General features: G+C 72.9%; 11 protein-coding genes. 5 read left to right on the top strand and 6 right to left on the bottom strand.

The features are described 5' to 3' along the window. Positions 1 to 17 precede the first annotated feature (17 nt). The 3 genes from CW359_RS42480 to CW359_RS42470 form a co-directional block, all read right to left on the bottom strand. On the bottom strand, positions 18 to 842 hold the full coding sequence (locus CW359_RS42480; protein WP_105975615.1) for an alpha/beta fold hydrolase: 825 nt from the start codon (positions 840 to 842) through the stop codon (positions 18 to 20). Between the two features lie 99 nt (positions 843 to 941). Then, positions 942 to 3,689: an ATP-binding protein gene (locus CW359_RS42475; RefSeq protein WP_105975614.1), complete on the bottom strand. Its 2,748-nt coding sequence runs from the start codon at positions 3,687 to 3,689 to the stop codon at positions 942 to 944. 157 nt (positions 3,690 to 3,846) lie between these two features. Beyond that, positions 3,847 to 4,749, bottom strand: coding sequence for an endo alpha-1,4 polygalactosaminidase (locus CW359_RS42470; RefSeq protein ID WP_232838845.1), 903 nt, complete (start codon positions 4,747 to 4,749; stop codon positions 3,847 to 3,849). A 164-nt stretch (positions 4,750 to 4,913) separates the two neighbouring features. On the opposite strand from CW359_RS42470, the gene CW359_RS42465 reads away from it, so the two are divergent. Next, positions 4,914 to 7,733 (top strand): helix-turn-helix transcriptional regulator, encoded by a 2,820-nt coding sequence (locus CW359_RS42465; RefSeq protein ID WP_105975612.1) that lies wholly within the window; start codon positions 4,914 to 4,916, stop codon positions 7,731 to 7,733. Positions 7,734 to 7,790: 57 nt separating this feature from the next. Then, the gene (locus tag CW359_RS42460) at positions 7,791 to 8,759 is read left to right on the top strand and encodes an aldo/keto reductase (protein ID WP_105975611.1); all 969 of its coding nucleotides are present in this window, start codon (positions 7,791 to 7,793) and stop codon (positions 8,757 to 8,759) included. 81 nt (positions 8,760 to 8,840) lie between these two features. On the opposite strand, the gene CW359_RS42455 is transcribed toward CW359_RS42460, so the two are convergent. After that, positions 8,841 to 9,680, bottom strand: a complete 840-nt coding sequence (locus CW359_RS42455; protein ID WP_105975610.1) for a phytanoyl-CoA dioxygenase family protein — start codon at positions 9,678 to 9,680, stop codon at positions 8,841 to 8,843. Positions 9,681 to 9,743: 63 nt separating this feature from the next. On the opposite strand from CW359_RS42455, the gene CW359_RS42450 reads away from it, so the two are divergent. Further along, on the top strand, positions 9,744 to 10,748 hold the full coding sequence (locus CW359_RS42450) for a helix-turn-helix domain-containing protein (RefSeq protein WP_105975609.1): 1,005 nt from the start codon (positions 9,744 to 9,746) through the stop codon (positions 10,746 to 10,748). Positions 10,749 to 11,242: 494 nt separating this feature from the next. Next, entirely contained in the window at positions 11,243 to 13,159 is a 1,917-nt protein-coding gene (locus CW359_RS42445) for a ricin-type beta-trefoil lectin domain protein (protein ID WP_105975608.1), read from the top strand. 21 nt (positions 13,160 to 13,180) lie between these two features. Here the strand turns inward: CW359_RS42445 and CW359_RS42440 are convergent, their stop codons facing one another. Next, positions 13,181 to 14,455 (bottom strand): arsenic transporter, encoded by a 1,275-nt coding sequence (locus CW359_RS42440; protein ID WP_198655583.1) that lies wholly within the window; start codon positions 14,453 to 14,455, stop codon positions 13,181 to 13,183. A 192-nt stretch (positions 14,456 to 14,647) separates the two neighbouring features. After that, on the bottom strand, positions 14,648 to 17,035 hold the full coding sequence (locus tag CW359_RS42435; RefSeq protein ID WP_105975606.1) for a SpoIIE family protein phosphatase: 2,388 nt from the start codon (positions 17,033 to 17,035) through the stop codon (positions 14,648 to 14,650). Positions 17,036 to 17,301: 266 nt separating this feature from the next. On the opposite strand from CW359_RS42435, the gene CW359_RS42430 reads away from it, so the two are divergent. Then, positions 17,302 to 20,403 (top strand): glycoside hydrolase family 2 TIM barrel-domain containing protein, encoded by a 3,102-nt coding sequence (locus CW359_RS42430; protein ID WP_105975605.1) that lies wholly within the window; start codon positions 17,302 to 17,304, stop codon positions 20,401 to 20,403. The last annotated feature ends 488 nt before the right edge of the window (positions 20,404 to 20,891 follow it).

Raw genomic sequence — 20,891 nt, 5'->3', positions numbered from 1 at the left:
GAAGTTCCTTCCGGGAATCAGGAGTTGAGGAAGTCGAGGAGGTCCGCGTTCAGTTGGTCCTTGTGCGTGTCCGTGATGCCGTGCGGGGCGCCCGGATAGACCTTGAGCGTCGCCGACTTGATCCGCGCCGCCGAGGCCCGGCCGCCGACGTCGATCGGCACGACCTGGTCGTCGTCGCCGTGCACGATCAGCGTCGGCACGTCGAAGGCGTCGAGGTCGGCGCGGAAGTCGGTGGCGGAGAAGGCGGCGACGCTCTCGTAGGCGTTGCGGTGCCCGGCCTGGAGGCTCTGCCGCCAGAAGGCGTCCCGGATGCCCTGCGAGACGTTGGCGCCGGGCCGGTTGTGGCCGAAGAACGGCCCGTCGGCGAGATCCCGGTACAGCTGCGAGCGGTCGGCCAGCGAACCGGCCCGGATCCCGTCGAACACCTCGCCCGGCACCCCGCCCGGGTTGTCGTCCGTCTTGAGCATGAAGGGCGGTACGGCGGACACCAGCGCGAGCTGCGCGAGGCGCCCGGTGCCGTGCCGGCCGACATAGCGGGCGACCTCGCCGCCGCCGGTCGAGAACCCGACGAGGGTCGCGTCCCGCAGGTCGAGGGTGTCGACGAGGGTGGCCAGGTCGTCGGCGTAGGTGTTCATCTCGTTGCCGTGCCAGGTCTGGGTGGAGCGGCCGTGGCCGCGCCGGTCGTGGGCGATCACCCGGAAGCCGTGGGTGGCCAGGAACAGCTGCTGGGCCTCCCAGCTGTCCGAGTTCAGCGGCCAGCCGTGACTCAGGACGACCGGGCGGCCCTGGCCCCAGTCCTTGTAGAAGATCTCGGCGCCGTCCGCTGCGGTGACGTATGGCATGGGGGGTGTGCTCCCGTCTGCGCGATTTTTCCGACCCCCCGAGCCTCGCCGGACCCGGCGGGCCCCGCATCCCGTGGAGCGCGTAGTCGTGACCCCGGATCAGAGCCCCGGGGCGCGGGAGAGCTGGCGCCGGGAGGTCACCTCCAGCTTCCGGAAGATCTTCCGGAGGTGGTAGTCGACGGTGCTCGCGCTGATGAACAGCTGGGCGGCGATCTCCGCGTTGGTCGCGCCGCCCTTCGCGAGCCGGGCGACCGTGAGTTCCTGCGGGGTGAGCGCGCTGGCCGTCCCGGCGGGCCCGCGCCGGGGGTGCTCGCCCGTCGCGGCCAGCTCCTGCGCGGTGCGCGCCGAGAGGCCGGTGGCGCCCATCGCGTCGAACAGGCCCACCGCCGTACGGAGTTGCTCGCGGGCGTCCTTGCGGCGCTTGCGTCGGCGCAGCCACTCGCCGTAGTGGAGGTGGGCGACCGCCAGATCGGACCGGGCCCGGGTGTCGGCCAGCAGTTCGATCGCCTCGGCGTAGAGCGCTTCGGCCTCGTCCGCCGGGGCGAGCAGGGCGCGGCAGCGGGCCAGCACGCCCAGCCCCCAGGGGGTGCCGGCGGCCGTCGCCCGGGAGGTGAGCGTGTCCAGGGCGGTCGTGGCGAGGACCCGGTCGCCGCAGCGCACGGCGGCCTCGACGAGGTGGGGGAGGAGCCGGGAGTGGATGCCGTACCGGTCGTGCTCGACCAGGGTCCTGGTGTGGTCGCGGGCCGTCGCGTAGTCGCCGCGGCTCAGCGCGAGCACGGTCATGCCGATCCGGGCGATCGACTCGACGGCGCCGTTGCCGAGCCAGGTCCCCGCCTCCATCGAGCCGCGCAGGATGTCGTCCAGGTTCTCCGAGTCGCCGTGCCAGGCCAGGAGTTCGGGGTGCCGGTAGATCGCCCACACGTCGTCGGTCGCGCCGATCGCCGCCCGGATCTGGTTGCCCTCGGCGTGCAGGGCGTCGGCGGCGGACAGCTCGCCGAGGTTCGTCTCGGACATCACCCAGCAGTACAGGGCGATGTCCAGCTGGGTGAGCGCGCCGGTGGCCCGGGCCACGTCGGCGGCCCGGCGCATCACCGCCGTCTGGGTCCGCTCGTCCCACCGGATCATCGACATGGTGATCGTGGGCAGAAAGGCCCGCAGCACCGCTTCGTCGGGCGTGCGCGGGTCGAGCACCATCGCGCAGGCCCGCCGCAGATGCGGGACCGCGCTCTCGTAGCCGTCGAGGGCCAGTACGGCGAACGCGCGCAGCACGAGATCGACACCGGTGGCGGGAGCCGAGCGGGGCACGAGCGTCTCGATGGCCCGGGCGATCTCGGGCGGTGAGGTGTCCCGGATCAGGTGCTCCGCGGTGATGACACCCTGGATCGCCTGGAGGAACGCCTGGCGGGCGAGATCCGGTGCCCCCTCGGCGAGCAGCTGCGCCGCCCGCAGGCACAGCGCGGGCGCCCGTGAGAACGAGTCCGCGTCGCCCAGCGCCAGGATCGCGTATGCCCGGACCAGCAGTATCCGGCCCCGGCCCACCGCGTCGAGCAGCTCGACGTCCACCGCGTCGACCAGCGACTCCGCCTGCAGAGGTGCCCCGGCCCGCAGCGCGGCCTCCGCCGCCGCCAGCAGCCGCCCGGCCCGCACCCGGTCCTCGGGGGTCAGCTCGGCGGCCCGGGTGAGGAAGGTGGCGCGGGCCGCGAACCCGCCCCGGGCGCCCGCCCGGTCGGCCGCGCGCTCCACCTCCGCCGCGACCTCGGCGTCCGGGCCGAGCGCGGCGGCGGCCAGGTGCCAGGCCCGCCGGTCGCTGTCGGCCGGGCGGTCGGTGGCGTCGGCCAGCGCGAGATGGGCACGCCGCCGCGCCACGCTCGTGGCACCCCCGTACACCGCCGACCGCACCAGCGGATGCCGGAACGCGACGGCGGACCGCAGTACCACAAGACGGGCCGCCTCCGCCGGGCCGGACGCCTCGGGGCCGATGCCGAGCCGCTCGGCCGCGCCCGTGACGTAGCCGAGGTCGCCGCCCGGCTCGGCGGCGGCCAGCAGCAGCCAGGTCTGCGCCGACTCCGGCAGCGCGCGCACCTGTTGCAGGTAGTGCGCCTCCAACCGCCCGCCCACCGGGAGGGGTTCGGGCAGCGCGAGCCCGCCCGCCAGCTGGTCGGCGGAGAGTTCCTGGCCGAGGTCCGCGAGCGCGAGGGGGTTCCCGGCGGTGGCGGTCACGATCCGCGCCGCGACCCGTGCGTCCAGCGGCCCGGCGACCGCCTCGCGCAGCAGCTCCAGCGCGAACGGCTCGGCCAGCCCGGTGACTTCGGTGACGGGCAGCCCCGCCGGTACGTCGAACCCGGTGCGCGCGGCGAACAGCAGTCCGACGCCCTCCGCGTGCACCCGGCGGCCGACGAACGCCAGCACGCCCAGGGACTCCTCGTCGAGCCACTGGGCGTCGTCGACCAGCGCCAGCACCGGCCGCCGTTTCGCCGCCTCGGCGAGCAGGGTGAGGGTCGCGAGGCCGACGAGGAAGCCGTCGGCGGGCGGTCCGTCGGCCAGCCCGCACGCCACCCGCAACGCCTCGCGCTGGGCGGCCGACAGCGGGCCGGGCTCCTTGAGCCCGTCCAGGAACGGTACGAGCAGCCGGTGCAGCGCGGCGAAGGGGAAACCGGCCTCGGCCTCGACGCCGGATATCCGCAGCACCCGCAACCCGGCCGCCTCGGTGGCCGCGTGGTCGAGCAGTACGGTCTTGCCGATCCCGGCGTCGCCGCGCAGCAGCACGGCCCGGCTCAGCCCCGCGCGGAGATCGGCGACGAGGCGGTCGAGCGACTCCCGCTCCACCGCACGCCCTTTGAGGATCAACCCAACACCCTTCAGCAGAGCCCCGGTCGCAGGCCGAGGATCGGTCGGTCTGTGCGGATTCTGTGAAGCCCCCTCATTCAAGCAGGAGTACCGCGAGAGCAGAGGCGATTACCCTGTTTCGGCCGCAACTCCGGCCGATATCAAGGGTGTTGACCGGTCAGCGGGTCCGGCGGACGTACTTGTCGCTGTCCGGGGTCGACACGTCGACGTCCCGGCGGACGATGCTCAGCCGGTCGCCGAAGCCCGCGACGGCCTTGCGCAGCCCGGAGTCGGTGTACTCGATCACGACGACCCGGTCGTCGAACGCCGCGGCGTACTCCCCGCACTCGTCGAACTCGCCGCACTCCTCCGCGACCGCGAAGTCCAGCCCGGCCTTCTTCCGCTGCCCGGCCAGCTCCACGGTGTTCTTCTGGCCGACGGCCAGCCCGCGTGCGTGCGCGTGCCGGGAGATGAGGGTGACGAAGGCGGTCGCGTCAGCGGCGGTGAGGAGGTCGTCGGAGCGGGTGTAGCTGTCGTAGTTGTCGGGCTCGACCGCGTCGAAGCCCCGGTCGGCGCAGCCGTCGATCCACTCGTTCACCCGCGCCGCGATCCGCGCCCGCTTCGCCGCCGTACCGATGTCGAGCAGCGCCTCGTCCCAGTCCTCGTCCACGACCGGGTCGCCGTTCGCGTCCCGCAGCAGCAGCTCGGCGGGCCAGGACCGCTCGGCGTCGGGCTGGGCCTGGAAGGCGTTGACGTAGCAGATGTTGTAGAGCCCGGGCGCGGGAGCCGCCGTACGGTCCCGGCTGACGATGCGCACGCCCTTCGGGGGCGGGTAGGCGCCGCCGATCTGGTAGTCGAACCCGGCGGGCGTCGGGGGCAACCGGACCCCGGCCGACGTGGTGGGCGAGGGCGTCGGGTCCGGCTCGGACCCGTCCTCCGGCGGGGAAGCGCAGGCCGTCAGCCCCCACAGGACCGCACAGACGGCCGCCAGTGCGACCACCGCCGTCCCGGGATGTCCGACGCGGGGTACGCCCCCGGCGGGCACGTCCGCTCCATCGATCGCGGGTACGGACCTTGACATGATCAAGATCCAAGCCGCCGGAACGCGTCCGGTCAAGTCGGCCCCGGGTCCGCCCCTCCTGACTCGTGAGTCAGTTGCCTGGGCGTCTATGGTCATGACATGAACGGAGACCGCAACGCGTCGGCATTACGCGACTCGTCGGCCTGCCCCACCGGTGCCGCCGCATGAGCCCCTCCCGTCCCGGAGAGGAGTGGATCGTCGGCCGTGACACCGAACTCGCCCTCCTCGCCGACCTGGTGAGCGAGGCCGTCGCCGAACCGGCCCGCCCCGCCGCCCGGCCCGACACCCTGCCCGCCGTCCTGGTCGTGACCGGCGGCCCCGGCGCGGGCAAGAGCGTGCTGCTCGACGCCGCCGGACGCGCCGCCCACCGGGCCGGACTGCGTGTCCTGCGCTGCCGGGGCTGCGAGGGCGAGTCCGGGCTGCCGTTCGCCGGACTGCACCAGCTCCTGCGCCCCGTCCTGGACCTCGCCGACGGCCTGCCCGTTCGCCAACGGGCCGCCCTGCTCGACGTGTTCGGGCTGGACCCCGAACAGCCCCGGGACACCGCCGCCGACCCGCTGCTCACCGCGCTCGGCGCCCTCACCCTGCTCTCCGACGCGGCGAGCAGGGAACCCCTGCTCCTCGTGATCGACGACGCCCACTGGCTCGACGTGGGCACCCTCGATGTCCTCGCCTTCGTCGCCCGCCGCCTCGAAGGGGAGCCGGTCGCGATGGTCCTCGCCGCCCGGGACGACGCCGTACCCCAGCAACTCGCGCACGAGAGAAGGCGGTTGAGCGTCGAGCCGCTGCCCCCGGCCGCCGCGGGGCGCCTTCTCGACCTCCAGCCCGAACCCCCCGTCGGCCGCGCCCGCACCCGCATCCTCGACCAGGCGGCCGGTGTCCCCCTCGCCCTCGTCGAACTCGCCCGCGCGGTGAGCCGCGACCCCGACGCCGGACAGGACGGCGCCACCGACGAACTGCCCCTCACCGACCGCCTGGAGGCGATCTTCGCCGCCGACCTGCCCGAACTCCCGCCGCCCACCCGCTGGTTGCTGCTGCTCGCGGCAGCCGCCGAGACGGCCGAACTGCCCGTCATCCTCGCCGCCGCCGGACACACCGCCGCCCCCGCCGACTGGCGGCCCGCCGAACGCGCCGGACTCGTCCGCATCGACGACGGCACACTCCGCTTCCGGCACCCCCTGATCCGCTCCGCCGTCTACCAGTCCGCGAGCTACGCCGAACGCCACGCGGCCCACACCGGCCTCGCCGACGCCCTCACCGGCGACCCCGACCGCCGCGCCTGGCACCGCGCCGCCGCCGTCCTCGGCGTCGACGAGGAGGCCGCCCAGGGCCTGGAGGACAGCGCGGGCCGCGCCCAGCGCCGGGGCGGCTACGCGGGCGCCGCCGCAGCCCTCGAACGGGCGGCCCGGCTCAGCCCCGACCCGGACGTCCGTGCCGGGCGCCTGGTGCGGGCCGCGACCATGGCGATGCACGCCGGGCATCCGCGCTGGGTCGGCGAACTGGCCGGCCACGCCCTCACCCTCACCGAGAACCCGGCCGTCCTGGCCCAGGCCTCGCTCCTGGCCGGATGGGCGCTCGCCGTGACCATCCGCTTCGAGGACTCGCTCGGCTTCCTGCTGCCGGTCGCCGAGGCCGCCGTCGAGACCGGTCCCGTTCTCGCCCTCGAAGCCCTCAGCACGGCCACCACGCCCGCCTACCACTCCGGCGACCCCTCTTTCCGCGAGCGGATCCAGCGGATCACCGAACGCGTCCCGCCCCAGGACGACGAGGCGGGACGGGTGTGGGCGCTGGCCGGCTGCGATCCCGTCGGCAACCGTGAACAGGCCCTCGCGCTGCTCAGGGGCACCGACTGGACCGAGAACCCGCCCGGGGCCACCTCCCAGGACCAGCGGCTGTCCCGGCTGATCGTCGTGGGCGCCGCCGCCTGGATCCTGGACGAGACCGCCGAGGCCGTCCGCCTGCTCGGCGCCGCCCTGGACCATCTGCGGCGGACCCCGACGGCCGGCGCCAACGCCACCGTCGCCAACGCCCTCGGGCTGGCCCTGTACGAGAGCGGGCAGTGGACCCGGGCCCGCAACGTCTTCGACGAGGCGTACCGGACGGCGGCCGAGGCCGGCCTGGAGATCGTGGCGGCCGGCTCGCCGGTCGTCGCCGCCACCATCCTCGCCCGGCGCGGCGACACCGAGGCGGCCCGGGCCGCCGTGCAGCGTGCCGTCTACGGCGTCGATCTGCCCAACTCCCGCAGCCTCCAGGTGCGCAGGCACTACGCCCTCGGGGCCGCTGCCCTCGCCGAGAACGACCACGCCGCCGCCTACACCCGCTTCCGGGCCGTCTACACCCAGGACGCCGAGCCCCAGCCGGTGCACTTCCACGCCTCCGACTACTACCTGGCCGACCTCACGGCAGCCGCCGTCCGCACCGGCCACGCCGACGAGGCCCGCCGCATCCTCGACGCGACCCGCGGGCGCCTCGCCGCCGGCCGGATCTCCGCGCGGCTGGACGCGGTACTGCACCGGGCGGGCGCCCTGCTGAGCGACGGGGACGAGGCCGAGGCGCACTTCACGGCCGCGCTCGCCGACCCGGAAGGGGAACAGTGGCCCGTCGAGCGGGCGTCGGTCCGCCTCGACTACGCGGAGTGGCTGCGCCGCCGACGGCGCTCGGTGGAGGCCCGCCCGCAGCTCACCGCCGCACTTGACACCTTCGAGCGGCTCGGCGCCCGCCCCTGGACCGAACGCGCCCGCGCCGAACTGCGGGCGACCGGCGTCGCCACAACCAGCACCGCGCCCCGCGACGCCCTCGCCGAACTCACCCCGCAACAGCTCCAGATAGCCCGGCTGGCCGCCTCCGGCCTCACCAACCGTGAGATCGGCGAACGCATCTTCCTCTCACCCCGCACGGTCGGCTTCCACCTCTACCGCATCTTCCCGAAACTCGGCATCACGGGCCGCGCCCAACTGCGCGACGCGCTCGCGGACCCGGTCTAGCGGGGACGTACGCTCGCTCTCGTACGCGTACCCCGGCCGAAGGCAGGAGCAGCAACGATGCAGTACGTGAAGCTCGGTTCCACGGGTCTGGACGTGTCCCGGATCTGTCTGGGCTGCATGAGCTACGGACTTCCCGACCGCGGCAGCCACGAGTGGACCCTCGACGAGGAGAACTCGCGTCCGCTGATCCGGCAGGCCCTCGACGCCGGGATCAACTTCTTCGACACGGCGAACGTCTACTCGGACGGCACCAGCGAGGAGATCGTCGGCCGGGCCCTCGCCGACTTCGCCCGCCGCGACGAGATCGTGCTCGCCACCAAGGTGCACGGCCGGATGCGGCCCGGGCCCAACGGCGGCGGACTGTCCCGCAAGGCGATCCTCACCGAGATCGACCACAGCCTCACCCGCCTCGGCACCGACTACGTCGACCTCTACCAGATCCACCGCTACGACTCCGTCACCCCCATCGAGGAGACGATGGAAGCGCTCCACGACGTCGTCAAGGCGGGCAAGGCCCGCTACATCGGGGCGAGTTCGATGTACGCCTGGCAGTTCTCGAAGGCCCAGTACACCGCCCGCGAGCACGGCTGGACCCGGTTCGTGTCGATGCAGAACCACTACAACCTCCTCTACCGCGAGGAGGAGCGCGAGATGCTGCCCCTCTGCGCCGACCAGGGCGTCGGCGTCCTGCCGTGGAGCCCGCTCGCCCGGGGCCGCCTCACCCGCGAGTGGGGCACCAGCACCGCCCGCAGCGACCACGACGACTTCGGCCGCACCCTCTACCCGGAGGGCGACCGCACGATCGTCGACACGGTCGCCCGCATCGCGACCGAGCGGAACGTCCCCCGCGCCCAGGTGGCCCTTGCCTGGTTGCTCCACCAGAACACGGTCACGTCCCCGATCGTCGGCGCGACGAAGCCCCACCACATCACGGACGCGGTGGCCGCAGTCGATCTGACCCTCACGGACAAGGAGACCGAGGAGTTGGAGCAGCCCTACGCCCCCCACCGGATCAGCGGCCACTGAAATGCCCTTAGGGGCGCGGGGAACTGCGCGACCAGCCCCCACCGGGCCCGCGCCGAACGAACCACCCGTCCCCCGGAGCGCTCAGTGCGGTGCGGACATTGGCCCGAACTCCGTACCGCACGGCCCCCCACCCTCGCTCTCCGGCAACCCCACCCGCTCCCCGTCCATGGAGATCGTCCGGTAGAAGTGCCCGATCCGCTCCGCCGAGCGCCCCACGTAGTGCCCGATGAACGACCGGCGGAACCGGTCCGCGCTGCGGTTGGGCTGTGAGCCGTGCACCAGGCTGCCGTTGAAGAAGAGGACGTCACCCGCGTCCATGTCCACCGGCACCGTGGCCAGACCGGGCGGCGGCGGTACGTACTCCCGGGCGAAGGACACCCCCGCGTCCGCCTCCTCCGGGCAGAACAGGTCCATCCGGTGCGTGCCCGGCACGACCTCCAGACCGCCGTTGTCCCGGTCGATCCGCTCGCAGGCGATCCACGCGGCCACGCACGTGCCAGGCTCGACCCGCAGATAGAAGTTGTCCTGGTGCAGGGCCTGGCCCCGGGCGCCAGGCGGCTTGAAGTAGAACATGCTCTGCGCGGCCAGCACCTCCTCGCCGAGCAGCACTTCGAGGACCGCGCGCAGCCGGGGATCGAGCAGCAGGCCGAGCGACGGCTCGTGGAACTCGTGCGGCTGCATCACGCGCGGATACGCGGCCAGCGGATCCGCCGGGCGCCCGTCCCGCCCGGCGGGGCGCGGCTCGAAATGCCCCGGCACCGGACCGGCCGCGTGCAGCTCCGTGAACCCGGCGCGGACGGCGGCGATCTCCTCGTACCCGAACAGACCCCGTACGACGGTGAATCCGTCCTCCTCGAACCGTCGGCGCCCCTCCTCCGGCAGGATGGGAGCGCCGGCGGCGCCGATGCCTGTGACTGTCATCGTCCACTCCTTCGGTCCGTTGCGACTCGCCGTCACACTAGGAGGGCCGCCCTGTGGAAGAGGATGCCTGTGAACGCTGACGGATTGCCCGAGGCCGCTGTCCCCGCGCCGCCGCCCGGACTGGTGACCGTCGGGCGCTACGACGAGGGACCGGGGTACGCCGTCAACCGGCCGCAGGGCGCCGACAGTTGGCTGTTCACCTGGACGACGGACGGCCACGGTCTGCTGACCCAGGGCGCGGCCGAGGCGCGGGCCGGCGCCGGGGACCTGGTCGTCCTCGGCCCCGGGGTGCGCCACCGCTACCTGGTCCGGCCCGGCGCCCCGCACTGGCGGTTCTGGTGGGCGCACTGCCGGGCCCGCCCGTCCTGGACGGCCTGGCTGAGCCCGTACGCCGTCGGTGACGGCATGTTCGTCGTCGCCGGCGTCCCGGACGTCCTGCACGATCGGATGGCGGCGGCGTTCACCCGTATGCTGTCCGACGCCCGCTGGCCGGGCGGCCTCGCACAGCCGCCCAATTCCGCCCCCGCTTCGGCATTCCCGGCGCCGCCCGACAGCCCGATAGCCGTCGCCCACGGCACCGCCGCACGGGAACTCGCTCTCTGTTCCCTGGAGGAAATCGTCCTGCTCGCCTCGGCAGCCGCCCGCCCCCTGCCACAACGGCCGGGAATCGACGCCCGGGTGAGCCGGGCCGAGGCGCTCATCGCCGCCGACCCGGCCGCCCCGCACACCGTCCGCTCCCTCGCCGAAGGGGTCGCGCTCTCGCCCTCGCGGTTCGCGCACCTGTTCACCGAGCAGCTCGGCCGGTCCCCGATGCGGGCCCTGCGCGAGGCCCGGCTCGGCCACGCGGCCCGGCTCCTGGAGGCCACCGACCTCCCGGTCGAACGCGTCGCCGTGGCCTCCGGCTTCGCCAGCCCGTTCCACTTCAACCGGGTGTTCCGGGAGCGGCACGGGACGCCGCCGGGCGCGTACCGGACGCTCGCCAGACGGATACCCGCGGTAACCGATCCGGCTATTGGTTTGGGAGCGGTTCCGCGCCCACGAGGTGAAGGAACCGGTCAACTTCCGTGACGGAGCCGTGCGTTGCGGAGATCTACCACACCTCCGGAACGTGAGCTGGGCAAACGCACAGGACAGCGACGGCCGGACACCGTGGAAGGGTGGTTTCGCGCCACCCGTGACGGACGTCTGCCAATGGTTGCAAAACAGCCCTGAGCGAAGTGAATACCGTTTGCAATGAGGATGTTGATACAGTGGCAATCCCAAAAGGCGCACCCCATTGACATGCCGTCAACTGCTTTCCGTCGTGCCGGAATGCAGAAAACGGCGTGATCTCTTGTTCCGGCTCGATGAGCTGTGCAAAGGTGTGCACGTCGGCGTGCGGACAGTAATTTTCCCCCGCACGTACGCGACGTTCCCGTTGGCTCCCCGCTCCAAAAGAGCTGTCCGCTGCGGGCGTTCGCGATGCCGATTCCCCGTTTGGTCCGATCCTGTCGTTTCGTCGGCAGGGTCGCATACCACTAGGTATGGACTAAAACCCGCGTTGTCCGTGGAGGAATGCAGACGTGAAAGACGCAGGCCTGTCGAATTCCCCAACCCCAGCTCCCGCGTACGACGCCTCGGATGTCGAACTCAGCGCCGAGCTGAAGAAGTGGACGGGGACGACGCCCGCGCTCCATCCCGTCGGGGAACTCCTCGACCGGCACTGGGAAGCCGCCTTCGCCTACGCCCGCCTGTGCACCAGCGGACCGCGCCCCGCCGGCATGCTCACCACCGCCGCGTTCACCCGTCTCTTCGGTGAGTCCCTGCGGCAGAGCGGCCCCACCTCGGCCTGGCGGCCCCAGCTCCTCGTCACCGTGCGCCGGCTCGCCGCCGAGTGGGAGGGCGACCACCGCCACGAGATGCTCCACCCCGAGCTGCGCACCACCCCCGGCGGCGGCGACCGCGTCGCCGCCCGGCTGCTGCCCGCCCCCGACCGGCGGCTGCTCTCCAGGGCGTTCCAGAACCTCTCCCAGTCCCAGCGCTGCCTCCTGTGGCACGCCGAGGTCGAGGCCGAACCGCTGGACATACCCGCGGCCCTGCTGGGCCTGAGCGTCACCGACGCCGCCGTGGAACTCGGCCGCGCCCGCGGCCGACTGCGCGAGGAGTGCCTGCACGTCCACCACGAGGTCGTGCCCCGCCAGGAGTGCCGCCGCTACATGCGGCTGATCGACGTCACCTGCCGCCGCCGCAGCCAGGACATCGACCCCGACCTGGCCAAGCACCTCGCCGACTGCAAGCACTGCCGGTACGCCGCCGACCAGCTCAACCAGTTCAACGGCGACCTCGCCCTCGCCCTCGCCGAGGGCGTCCTCGGCTGGGGCGCGCGCGCCTACCTGGAGTCCAGACCCGGACGCGCCGCCGAGGTCGCCATCATCGAGGTCGAGCAGGCGCCGATCGTCGAGATCGCCACCGTGGAGAGCCTGCTCCCGGTCCCGCGCATCCTCGCCCAGGCCCCGCCCATGCCCACCGAGGCCCCCGCCTCCACCGAGCTGGTCGTCCGCCCCGGATCGCACCGCTCCGCGCACAAGGCGGCCCGGCGCGCGGTCCGCCGCCGCAACCGCGCCCTCGCCGTCGTCACCGTGAGCACCCTGGTCATCCTCCCGCTGGTGCTGTGGAACACCTTCGGCCCCGGCGACGACGAGGGACCCACCGCCGAGACCAGCCCCACCGACACCGCCACCAACGGCTCGGGCACCGACGACCCGTCGTGGATCGGCGCGGGCGAGACCACCAAGGGCGCCCTGCGCGGCCGGCTGCACAACGTCGAGTCCGGACTGTGCATCGGCATCGTCGGCGGCAAGCCCGTCAAGGGCGCCGAGACCGAACTGACCAGCTGCTCGGCGGCGGCCGGCCAGCAGTGGACGTACGAGAAGGACGGCCTGCTGCGCAACGCCGGCGCCCCGGACCTCTGCCTCGACTCCCACCTCGGCTACTCGGTCCAGCTCGCCCCCTGCACGGGCACCGCCCAGCCCGCCACGAAGAACGTGCGCTACGACTTCACCCTCCAGGGCACCCTCGTCCCGCGCTGGGACCAGGACCTGGCGCTGACCCCCGCCGACGACAAGAGCAGGACCGCGCTGGTCCTGAAGTCGCGCGAGGAGTCCGCCGACCAGCACTGGGTCTTCGACTCCTCGTCGCCCTCGCTCCAGATGGAGGCCGTCAACTGGGACGCGGCCACCGAGTCCAGGGCCCCGGTCGTGAAGAAGAGCCCCGCGCCCTCCCCGACGCCGACCCCGACTCCCACACCCACCCCCACGGCGACGAAGTCGACCGCGACCCCGTCGACGTCGCAGCCGACCCCTTCGGCCTCGTACCCGAGCAACGTGCCCTGCTACTACTACGGCTACTACGCCTGCTCGTACAACGGCGGGAGCAACGGCTACGGCGGCGGTTACGGATACGGCGGCTACGGCTACGGCAGCGGCTGGGGAGGCCGCTGACGACCGGGGCCCGCCCGCCGCTCAGCTTCCGAGCACGGCGAGCGAGCCCCACAGCGCCACCACGGCCGGGACCAGCGCGGCCGGTACGGAGACCAGCCCGAGCCGGGTGAACTCCCCGAGCCCGACCTCGTGCTCGTACCGGTGCACGATCCGCCGCCACAGCAGCGTCGCCAGCGATCCGGCGTACGTCAGGTTGGGGCCGATGTTCACCCCGATCAGCACGGCGAGCACCGCGCCCGGACCGGCCGGGGCGGTCAGCGGCAGCAGGACGAGCACCGCGGGCAGGTTGTTGATCAGATTGGCGAGTACGGCGGCCAGCGCGGCGATCCCCAGCAGCGCGAGCAGCCCGGTCCCGTCGGGCAGCACCCGCCCGAGCGCGTCGGCGAGCCCGTTGTCCACGACCGCCCGGACGACGACGCCCAGCGCCAGCACGAACGCCAGGAACCCGGGTGCCGTGGCCCGCAGCACCGTCACCGGCGTCGCGTGCCGCCGCACCAGCGCCCGCCCGGCGAGCACGAGCGCCCCCGCGAGCGCCGCCCACGCCGGGTCGATCCCCACCGCGGAGGCCACGACGAACCCGGCGAGCGTGCAGCCCACGGTGACGAGGGCGAACAGGGGGAACGGCGGCTCGTCCGCGGCCTCCGCATCCGGACGGGACCCGGTGTCCTGCGCGGGCACCGCCAGCTCGGCGGCGAAGAACCGCCGGAACACCAGATACTCGGCGCCGATCGCGACCAGCCACGGCAGCGCCATCAGCGCGGCGAACCGGGTGAAGCTCAGCCCGCTCGCGCTGAACGCCAGCAGGTTGGTCAGATTGGAGACCGGCAGCAGCAGCGACGCCGTGTTCGACAGATGCGCGCAGGCGTAGGAGTGCGGCTTGGCAAGGACCCCGCTCCGGGCGGCCGTGGCGAACACCACCGGGGTCAGCAGTACGACGGTCGCGTCCAGGCTCAGTACGGCGGTGATCGCCGAGGCCAGCACGAAGACCGAGGTCAGCAGCCGCCCCGGCCGGTTCGCCGCCCACTTCGCCATCCACGCCCCGCAGGCCCGGAACAGCCCCTCGACATCACAGAAGTGGGCCAGCACCAGCACCGCCGCGAGGAAGCCGACCACCGGCCCGAGCCGCTCGGCCTCCTCCCAGGCGTGCTCCGGCGAGATCGCGCCGGTGAGGACGACGAGCCCGGCGGCGGGCACCGCGACGACCGCCTCCGGGAGCCCGAAGGGGCGGACGACGGCACAGGCCAGCACGGCGACGAGCAGGACGACGGACAGGGCCTCGGCGGACGCGGAGTTCAGGGTTCGGTCCTCCGGGACGGAAATATCGGAACCCGTCCATCAAAGCAGGCTCCGCACACCGGCCCGTCGGCCGGGTCGGACACCGCTGCCCGGTCCGAAGAACGCGAGCGGCGCGGCCCGGCAGCGGGAAACCAAAAGGGTTCACCCGGCACCGAGGCAGGAATCACACCGGCGGCATACGGCCGCCCGGCCTCACGGCTCGTCCGTGAGCGACAGCTCCGCCCAGATCGTCTTGCCGTCGGGGGTGTGCCTGCTGCCCCAGCGCTCGGTGAGCTGGGCGACCAGCAGCAGGCCCCGGCCGCCCTCGTCGAAGGTCCGGGCCCGGCGCAGATGCGGGGCCGTGTGGCTGCTGTCGGAGACCTCGCAGATCAGCCGGGCCGCGTCATGGATGAGCCGCAGCCGGATCGGGTGCGAGCCGTACCGGATGGCGTTGGTGACCAGCTCGCTCACCACCAGCTCGGTGGTGAACGAGGCCTCGCTCAGCTCCCACACGTCGAGCTGCTCGCCGACCTGCTTGCGGATCGGCGCGACCAGCGCCGGGTCGGGCGGGATGTCCCAGGTCGTGACCCGGGAGGCGGACAGGCCCTGGGTGCGGGCCAGCAGCAGGGCCACGTCGTCGGCGGCGCCGCCCGGCGGGAGCAGGGTGTGCAGAATGCGGTCGCACGTCTCGTCGAGGGAGTCCGCGTACGCGGCCAGCGCCTCGCACAGCAGCCGGTGACCGTCGTCCAGGTCCCGCTCACGGCTCTCGATCAGCCCGTCCGTGTAGAGGGCGAGGACCGTGCCCTCGGGCAGCTCCAGCTCCGTCGACTCGAACGGGAGCCCGCCGAGCCCCAGCGGCGGACCGGCGGGCAGCCGCACCTGCTTCGGTGCGCCGCCCGGCGTGAGCATGACCGGCGGGGGATGCCCGGCGCGGGCCAGGGTGCAGCGCCGCGACACCGGGTCGTACACCGCGTACAGACAGGTGGCGCCCACCTCACCGGGGCCGCCGCCCTCGCTGCCGGCCTCGGCTGACAGCCGTACGACGAGGTCGTCGAGGTGGGTGAGCAGCTCGTCCGGGGCGAGGTCGATGTCGGCCAGCGTGCGCACGGCGGTGCGCAGCCGGCCCATGGTGGCCGAGGCCTGGATGCCGTGGCCGACGACGTCGCCGACGACCATCGCGACCCGCAGCCCGGACAGCGGGATCACGTCGAACCAGTCGCCGCCCACTCCGGCCCGGGCCGCCGGGAGATAGCGCGAGGCCGCTTCGAGGGCGGCGGTGCGCGGCAGGGTCCGGGGCAGCAGGCTGCGCTGCAGGGCGAGGGCGGTGTCGCGTTCGCGGGAGAACCGGCGGGCGTTGTCGATGCAGACGGCGGCCCGCGCGGTCACCTCCTCGGCGAGCAGCACGTCGTCCGGCGTGAACGGGTCGGGCCGCCGGTACCGGGTCAGGACGGCGACCCCGAGGGTCGTACCGCGCGCCGTGATCGGCACCGACATCGTGGAGTGGATGCCGAACTCCTTGACCCGTTCGAAGCGGGCCGTGTCCCAGGACAGCCACTGTTCGAGGTCCCCGGAGGGCACGGTGGCCACGATGGTCCGGCCCGCGAGGAGGGAGTCGGCCTGCGGGGAGGAGACGGGGTACCGGTCCAGCTGCCCCGGCTTGGCGACGGCCTCCGGGCTGCCAGGGAGGATCGAGCGGTGGGCGGCCCGGCGCAGGCTGATCGGCGTGGTCAGCTCGGCCGCGCGGTGGTCGCCGCCGTGCTGCGGCGGGTCCAGCAGATCGACGCTGACGAAATCGGCGAGCGCCGGGACACAGACGTCCGCCAGCTCCTGCGCCGTCCGGGTGACGTCGAGGGTGGTGCCGATGCGCACACTCGCCTCGTTGACCAGCTGCAGCCGCTCCCGGGCGAGGTACTGCTCGGTGAAGTCGTGGGCCGCGAGACAGACCCCCCGCACCCGCCCCTCGGCGTCCCTGAGCGGCGCCAGCCGGGCCAGCCAGGCATGCGCGTGGTTCTCGCCGCCGGTCCGCAGATAGGTCTGTACGTCCTTCGCCCGGCCGCTGGTCAGCACGTCGAGCATGTGCTGCTCCAGCTCCGCGCTGCGCTCCCGGCCGCCGATCTCGGCGATCCTGAGCCCCCGGATGCGCTCCAGCGGCAGCCCGATGACGGCGGCCATGGCGTCGTTCACACCGTGCAGCCGCAGCCGGTCGTCGTAGACAGCGGTGGCGCAGGGCGCCTGGGCCAGCGCGGCCCGCATCAGCGCGTCGTCCTCGGGCGGCGGACCGCCCTCCAACGGGGTGACGACGAGCCAGTCGGCCCGGCCGCCGTCCGGGGCCGGCCGGTGGTGGGCGAGGAGCCAGCTGGACACCGTACTGCCGTCGCGGTGACGCAGGGCGAGGGTGCCCTGCCAGGTGTCCAGGGCCGGGCGGCCGGACCGGTCCGTGTCGTCGTCGGCCAGCAGGGAGGCGGCGGGGCGGCCCAGTACGTCGGCCGCCGACCAGCCGAGCAGCCGGCGGGCCCCCTCGTTCCAGCCCGTGAGCGTGCCCCGCTCGTCGACGACGGCCCGAGCCGTGGCGGCATCGTCGAACGGGTACACCGGACTCATCGTCGCCACTCCATCGTGAACACTCACAGTGAGCAAGGGACGTCACTGGTGTTCCACAGTAGTGCGTTCTGCCCGTGTGTGGTCGGGAACGCCGCTGCCCCCGGCCCGCCGGGGAGACCGCCCCGAGGGCCCGAATCAGGCCGTTGTGACAGGTGAGGCCGAAGTACGCCACCGGCCCCTTGACGGGTGCATGTTCTTCACCGTCAGAATCTGTTTGCTAACGATCAGTTGTGAGTACTTCTGGGCCCTGATGAGGGAGAGCCGCCATGACGGTCACTCGCCGATCGCTGTTGATAGCCGGTACGTCCGCCCCGGCGGCCGGAGCCCTGCTGGGCACCGCCGCCGACGCGCACGCCTCCGCGCGCCCCGGCCGCCGAACCGTCCCGCTCCGGGACGGCTGGCGATTCGCGCTGGTCAATCCGGGCGGGATCACCGACCCCACGGGCGCGTACGCGAACGCCCCGGACCCCGGTTACGACGACTCGGCGTGGCGGGAGACCGCCGTCCCGCACGACTGGAGCATCGAACTCACCCCGACCACCGACCACGGCACGACCAGCGGCACCGGCTTCTTCCCCGGCGGCCTCGGCTGGTACCGCCAGACCTTCACCCTGCCGCCCGCACTCGCGGGCAAGCGGATCTCGGTGGAGTTCGACGGCGTCTACATGGACTCGTACGTCTACTGCAACGGCACGGAGGCGGGCCGCCACCCCTACGGCTACACGGGCTTCGCCCTGGACCTCACCGACCTCCTGCACACCGACGGCACCACGGAGAACGTCCTCGCGGTGAAGGTCCAGAACCGCCTGCCCAGCAGCCGCTGGTACTCGGGCAGCGGCATCTACCGCGAGGCCCGCCTGGTGGTGACCGAGCCGGTGCACGTGGAGCGCTGGGGTACGTATGTCACCACGCCGGAGATCACGGAGGACCGGGCGGTGGTCCGGGCGCGGACCGCGCTGGTGAACGAGTCGGGAGCCCCCGCCGAGGTCGAGGTGATCTCCCGGATAACCGACCCGAGAGGCCGCACGGTGGCCAGATCGTCGACGACGACCATGGTCGAGGCCACGGCGGTACCGACGATGACTGATGCACAACTCACGGTCCCAGAACCGAAGTTGTGGGACATCGAGATCCCGCACCGCTACACCCTCACGACGGAACTGCGCGTCGGCGGCACCACGGTCGACACCCACCGCACGACCTTCGGCATCCGGACCTTCCGCTTCGACCCGGACGAGGGCTTCCAGCTCAACGGCGTGCACCACAAGATCAAGGGCGTCGACCTCCACCACGACCTCGGCGCGCTCGGGGCCGCGGTGAACATCGACGCGATCCGCCGCCAGATGACCATCATGAAGTCGATGGGCGTCAACGCCTTCCGCACCTCGCACAACCCGCCCTCGCCGGAGATGATCCAGGTCTGCGAGGAACTGGGCATCGTGATGATGGTGGAGGCCTTCGACTGCTGGCGCAGCTCCAAGACCCGTTACGACTACGGCCGTTTCTTCGAGGAGTGGGCGGACCGGGACATCACGGAGATGGTGAGGGCGGCCCGCAACTCACCGGCCGTCCTGATGTGGTCGATAGGCAACGAGATCTCCGAGTTCACCTCGACCTCGGGCCTGGCGATGGCGGACCGCCTGATAGCGGCGGTGAAGGCGGCGGACGACACCCGCCCGATAGTGATCGGCTCCCACCGCCACCGCAGCGTGCCGGCCCCCGGCACACCGGGCGACCTGATCCTGGCCAAACTCGACGGCCTGGGCCTCAACTACAACACGGCGGCCTCGGTGGACGCCCTGCACGCCCGCTATCCGCACCTGTTCCTGTTCGAGTCGGAGTCCTCGTCGGAGACGTCGACAAGGGGCGTCTACCAGGAACCTGACCGCCTCAACACAGGGGAGAACCACACACCGGGCAAGCGGGCGGTCTCTTCGTACGACAACAACCTCGCCTCCTGGACGATGAGCGGCGAGTACGGCCTGAAGAAGGACCGCGACCGCCGATGGTTCGCGGGGGAGTTCCTGTGGTCGGGCATCGACTACATCGGCGAGCCGACCCCGTACGACGTGTTCCCGGTGAAGGCGTCCTTCTTCGGCGCGGTGGACACGGCGGGCTTCCCCAAGGACATGTACCACCTGTTCCGCAGCCAGTGGACGGCCGAACCGATGGTCCACCTCCTCCCGATGACGTGGAACCACGAGCCGGGCGACACGGTGGAGGTCTGGGCCTACGCGAACGTCGACACGGTGGAACTGTTCCTGAACGGAAAGTCGTGCGGCACAAGGCGGTTCGACACGAAGACAACGGTGGACGGCCGCGCGTACCTGGAGACCACCGAGCCGACGGGCGACGACAAGACGGTCACCTCGGGCCCCTGGCCCGGCAGTTACACGAGCCCGAACGGCAGCGCGGGCAAGCTGCACCTGACGTGGCATGTGCCGTACGCGCCAGGGGAGTTGAAGGCGGTTGCGAGGCGGAACGGCCGGGTGGTGGCGACGGACGTCCTGCGGACGGCGGGCGAGCCACACGCGATCCGCCTGACGGCGGACCGCAAGTCCGTTGCGGCGGACGGCCGTTCACTGTGCTTCGTGACGGCGGACGTGGTCGATGCGAGGGGGGTGCTGGTACCGGACGCCGAGCACCTGCTGGCCTTCGAGGTCGAAGGCGGCGGCTCACTGGCAGGGCTGGACAACGGACGGGAGGAGAGCGCGGAGCGCTACCAGGCGAGCACCCGGACCGCCTTCCGTGGCAAGGCACTCGCGGTGGTGCGGTCGGGGACGGAGGCGGGCCGGCTGAGGGTGACGGCGCGATCGGCGGGGCTGCGGCCGGGCAGGGTGACTGTCCGCACGACGTCGACGAGAGACAAGTCGCTGACTCCGGCGGCGCCGTTCTCGCCGGACCCGGGCCAGGATCCGCAGACGTACCCCCTGGCGGACGCGAGCTACTCCGGCCGCCCGGACACTCTCCCGTCCGCGATGCTGGACGGCAACCCGGACACCGCCTGGTCGAACGCCTTCTACAAGGCACCGACCGCACTGCTGCCGGCGTTCAGCGGGGCGCGTGGCGAGGACTGGGTGTCGGTGGACTGGGGGAGGGTGCGGGACTTCACGCGGGTGGAGGTGTCGTTCACGGTGGACGCGACGCACAGTCTGCCCGGGGCGGTGGGGGTGTCGGTGTGGGACGGCGGGGGGTATGTGCCGGTGGGGGAGACGGTGGTGCGGTGGGCGGAGGGGTCCGATGCGGCGACGGTGATCACGTTCGGGGTGGTGCGGGGGAGTGGGCTGAGGCTGGAGCTGACGAGCCGTTATCCGGGGGAAGGGCGGGGAGCGGTTCGGATCAGTGGGTTGGTGGCACCGGCGGGGTGAGTTTTTCCTCGCCCCCGCCGCCCCTACCCGTCCCATCCCCGGGGGGCTGCCGCCCCCGGACCCCCGCTTTGTCCTCAAGCGCCGGACGGGCTGGGGGTGGCGGGCGTTGCCGGGGAGGGTGGGGGACGGCGGGTGGGAAAGGTCGCGCTGAACGCGCTCGTCCTCAAACGCCGGACGGGCTGGGGTGCCGACCTGGGCTGCATGGCGCCAGCCGCCACTTGGCTTATCAGCCCGTCCGGCGCTTGGTTTTTCAGCCCGTCCGGCGTTTGAGGACGAGGCCGTCAAGGCCGATCCACCCCCCCCCCCCCCCCGCCGGCCCCCCCCCCCCCCCCGCCCGGCCCCCCCCCCCCCCCCCCCGGCGGGCGCCCCCGCCCAAAGCGGGGGTCCGGGGGCGGCCGCCCCCATGGATGGGAACGGGTAGGGGCGGCGGGGGCGAAAAACCCGTTCGGAGCGTTGACGACTCCTTCAACCTCCCACAGCATGGGCCA

This window comes from Streptomyces geranii (genome assembly GCF_002954775.1).
GTDB lineage: Bacteria > Actinomycetota > Actinomycetes > Streptomycetales > Streptomycetaceae > Streptomyces > Streptomyces geranii.
This window is presented reverse-complemented; position numbering and strand designations above follow the sequence as displayed.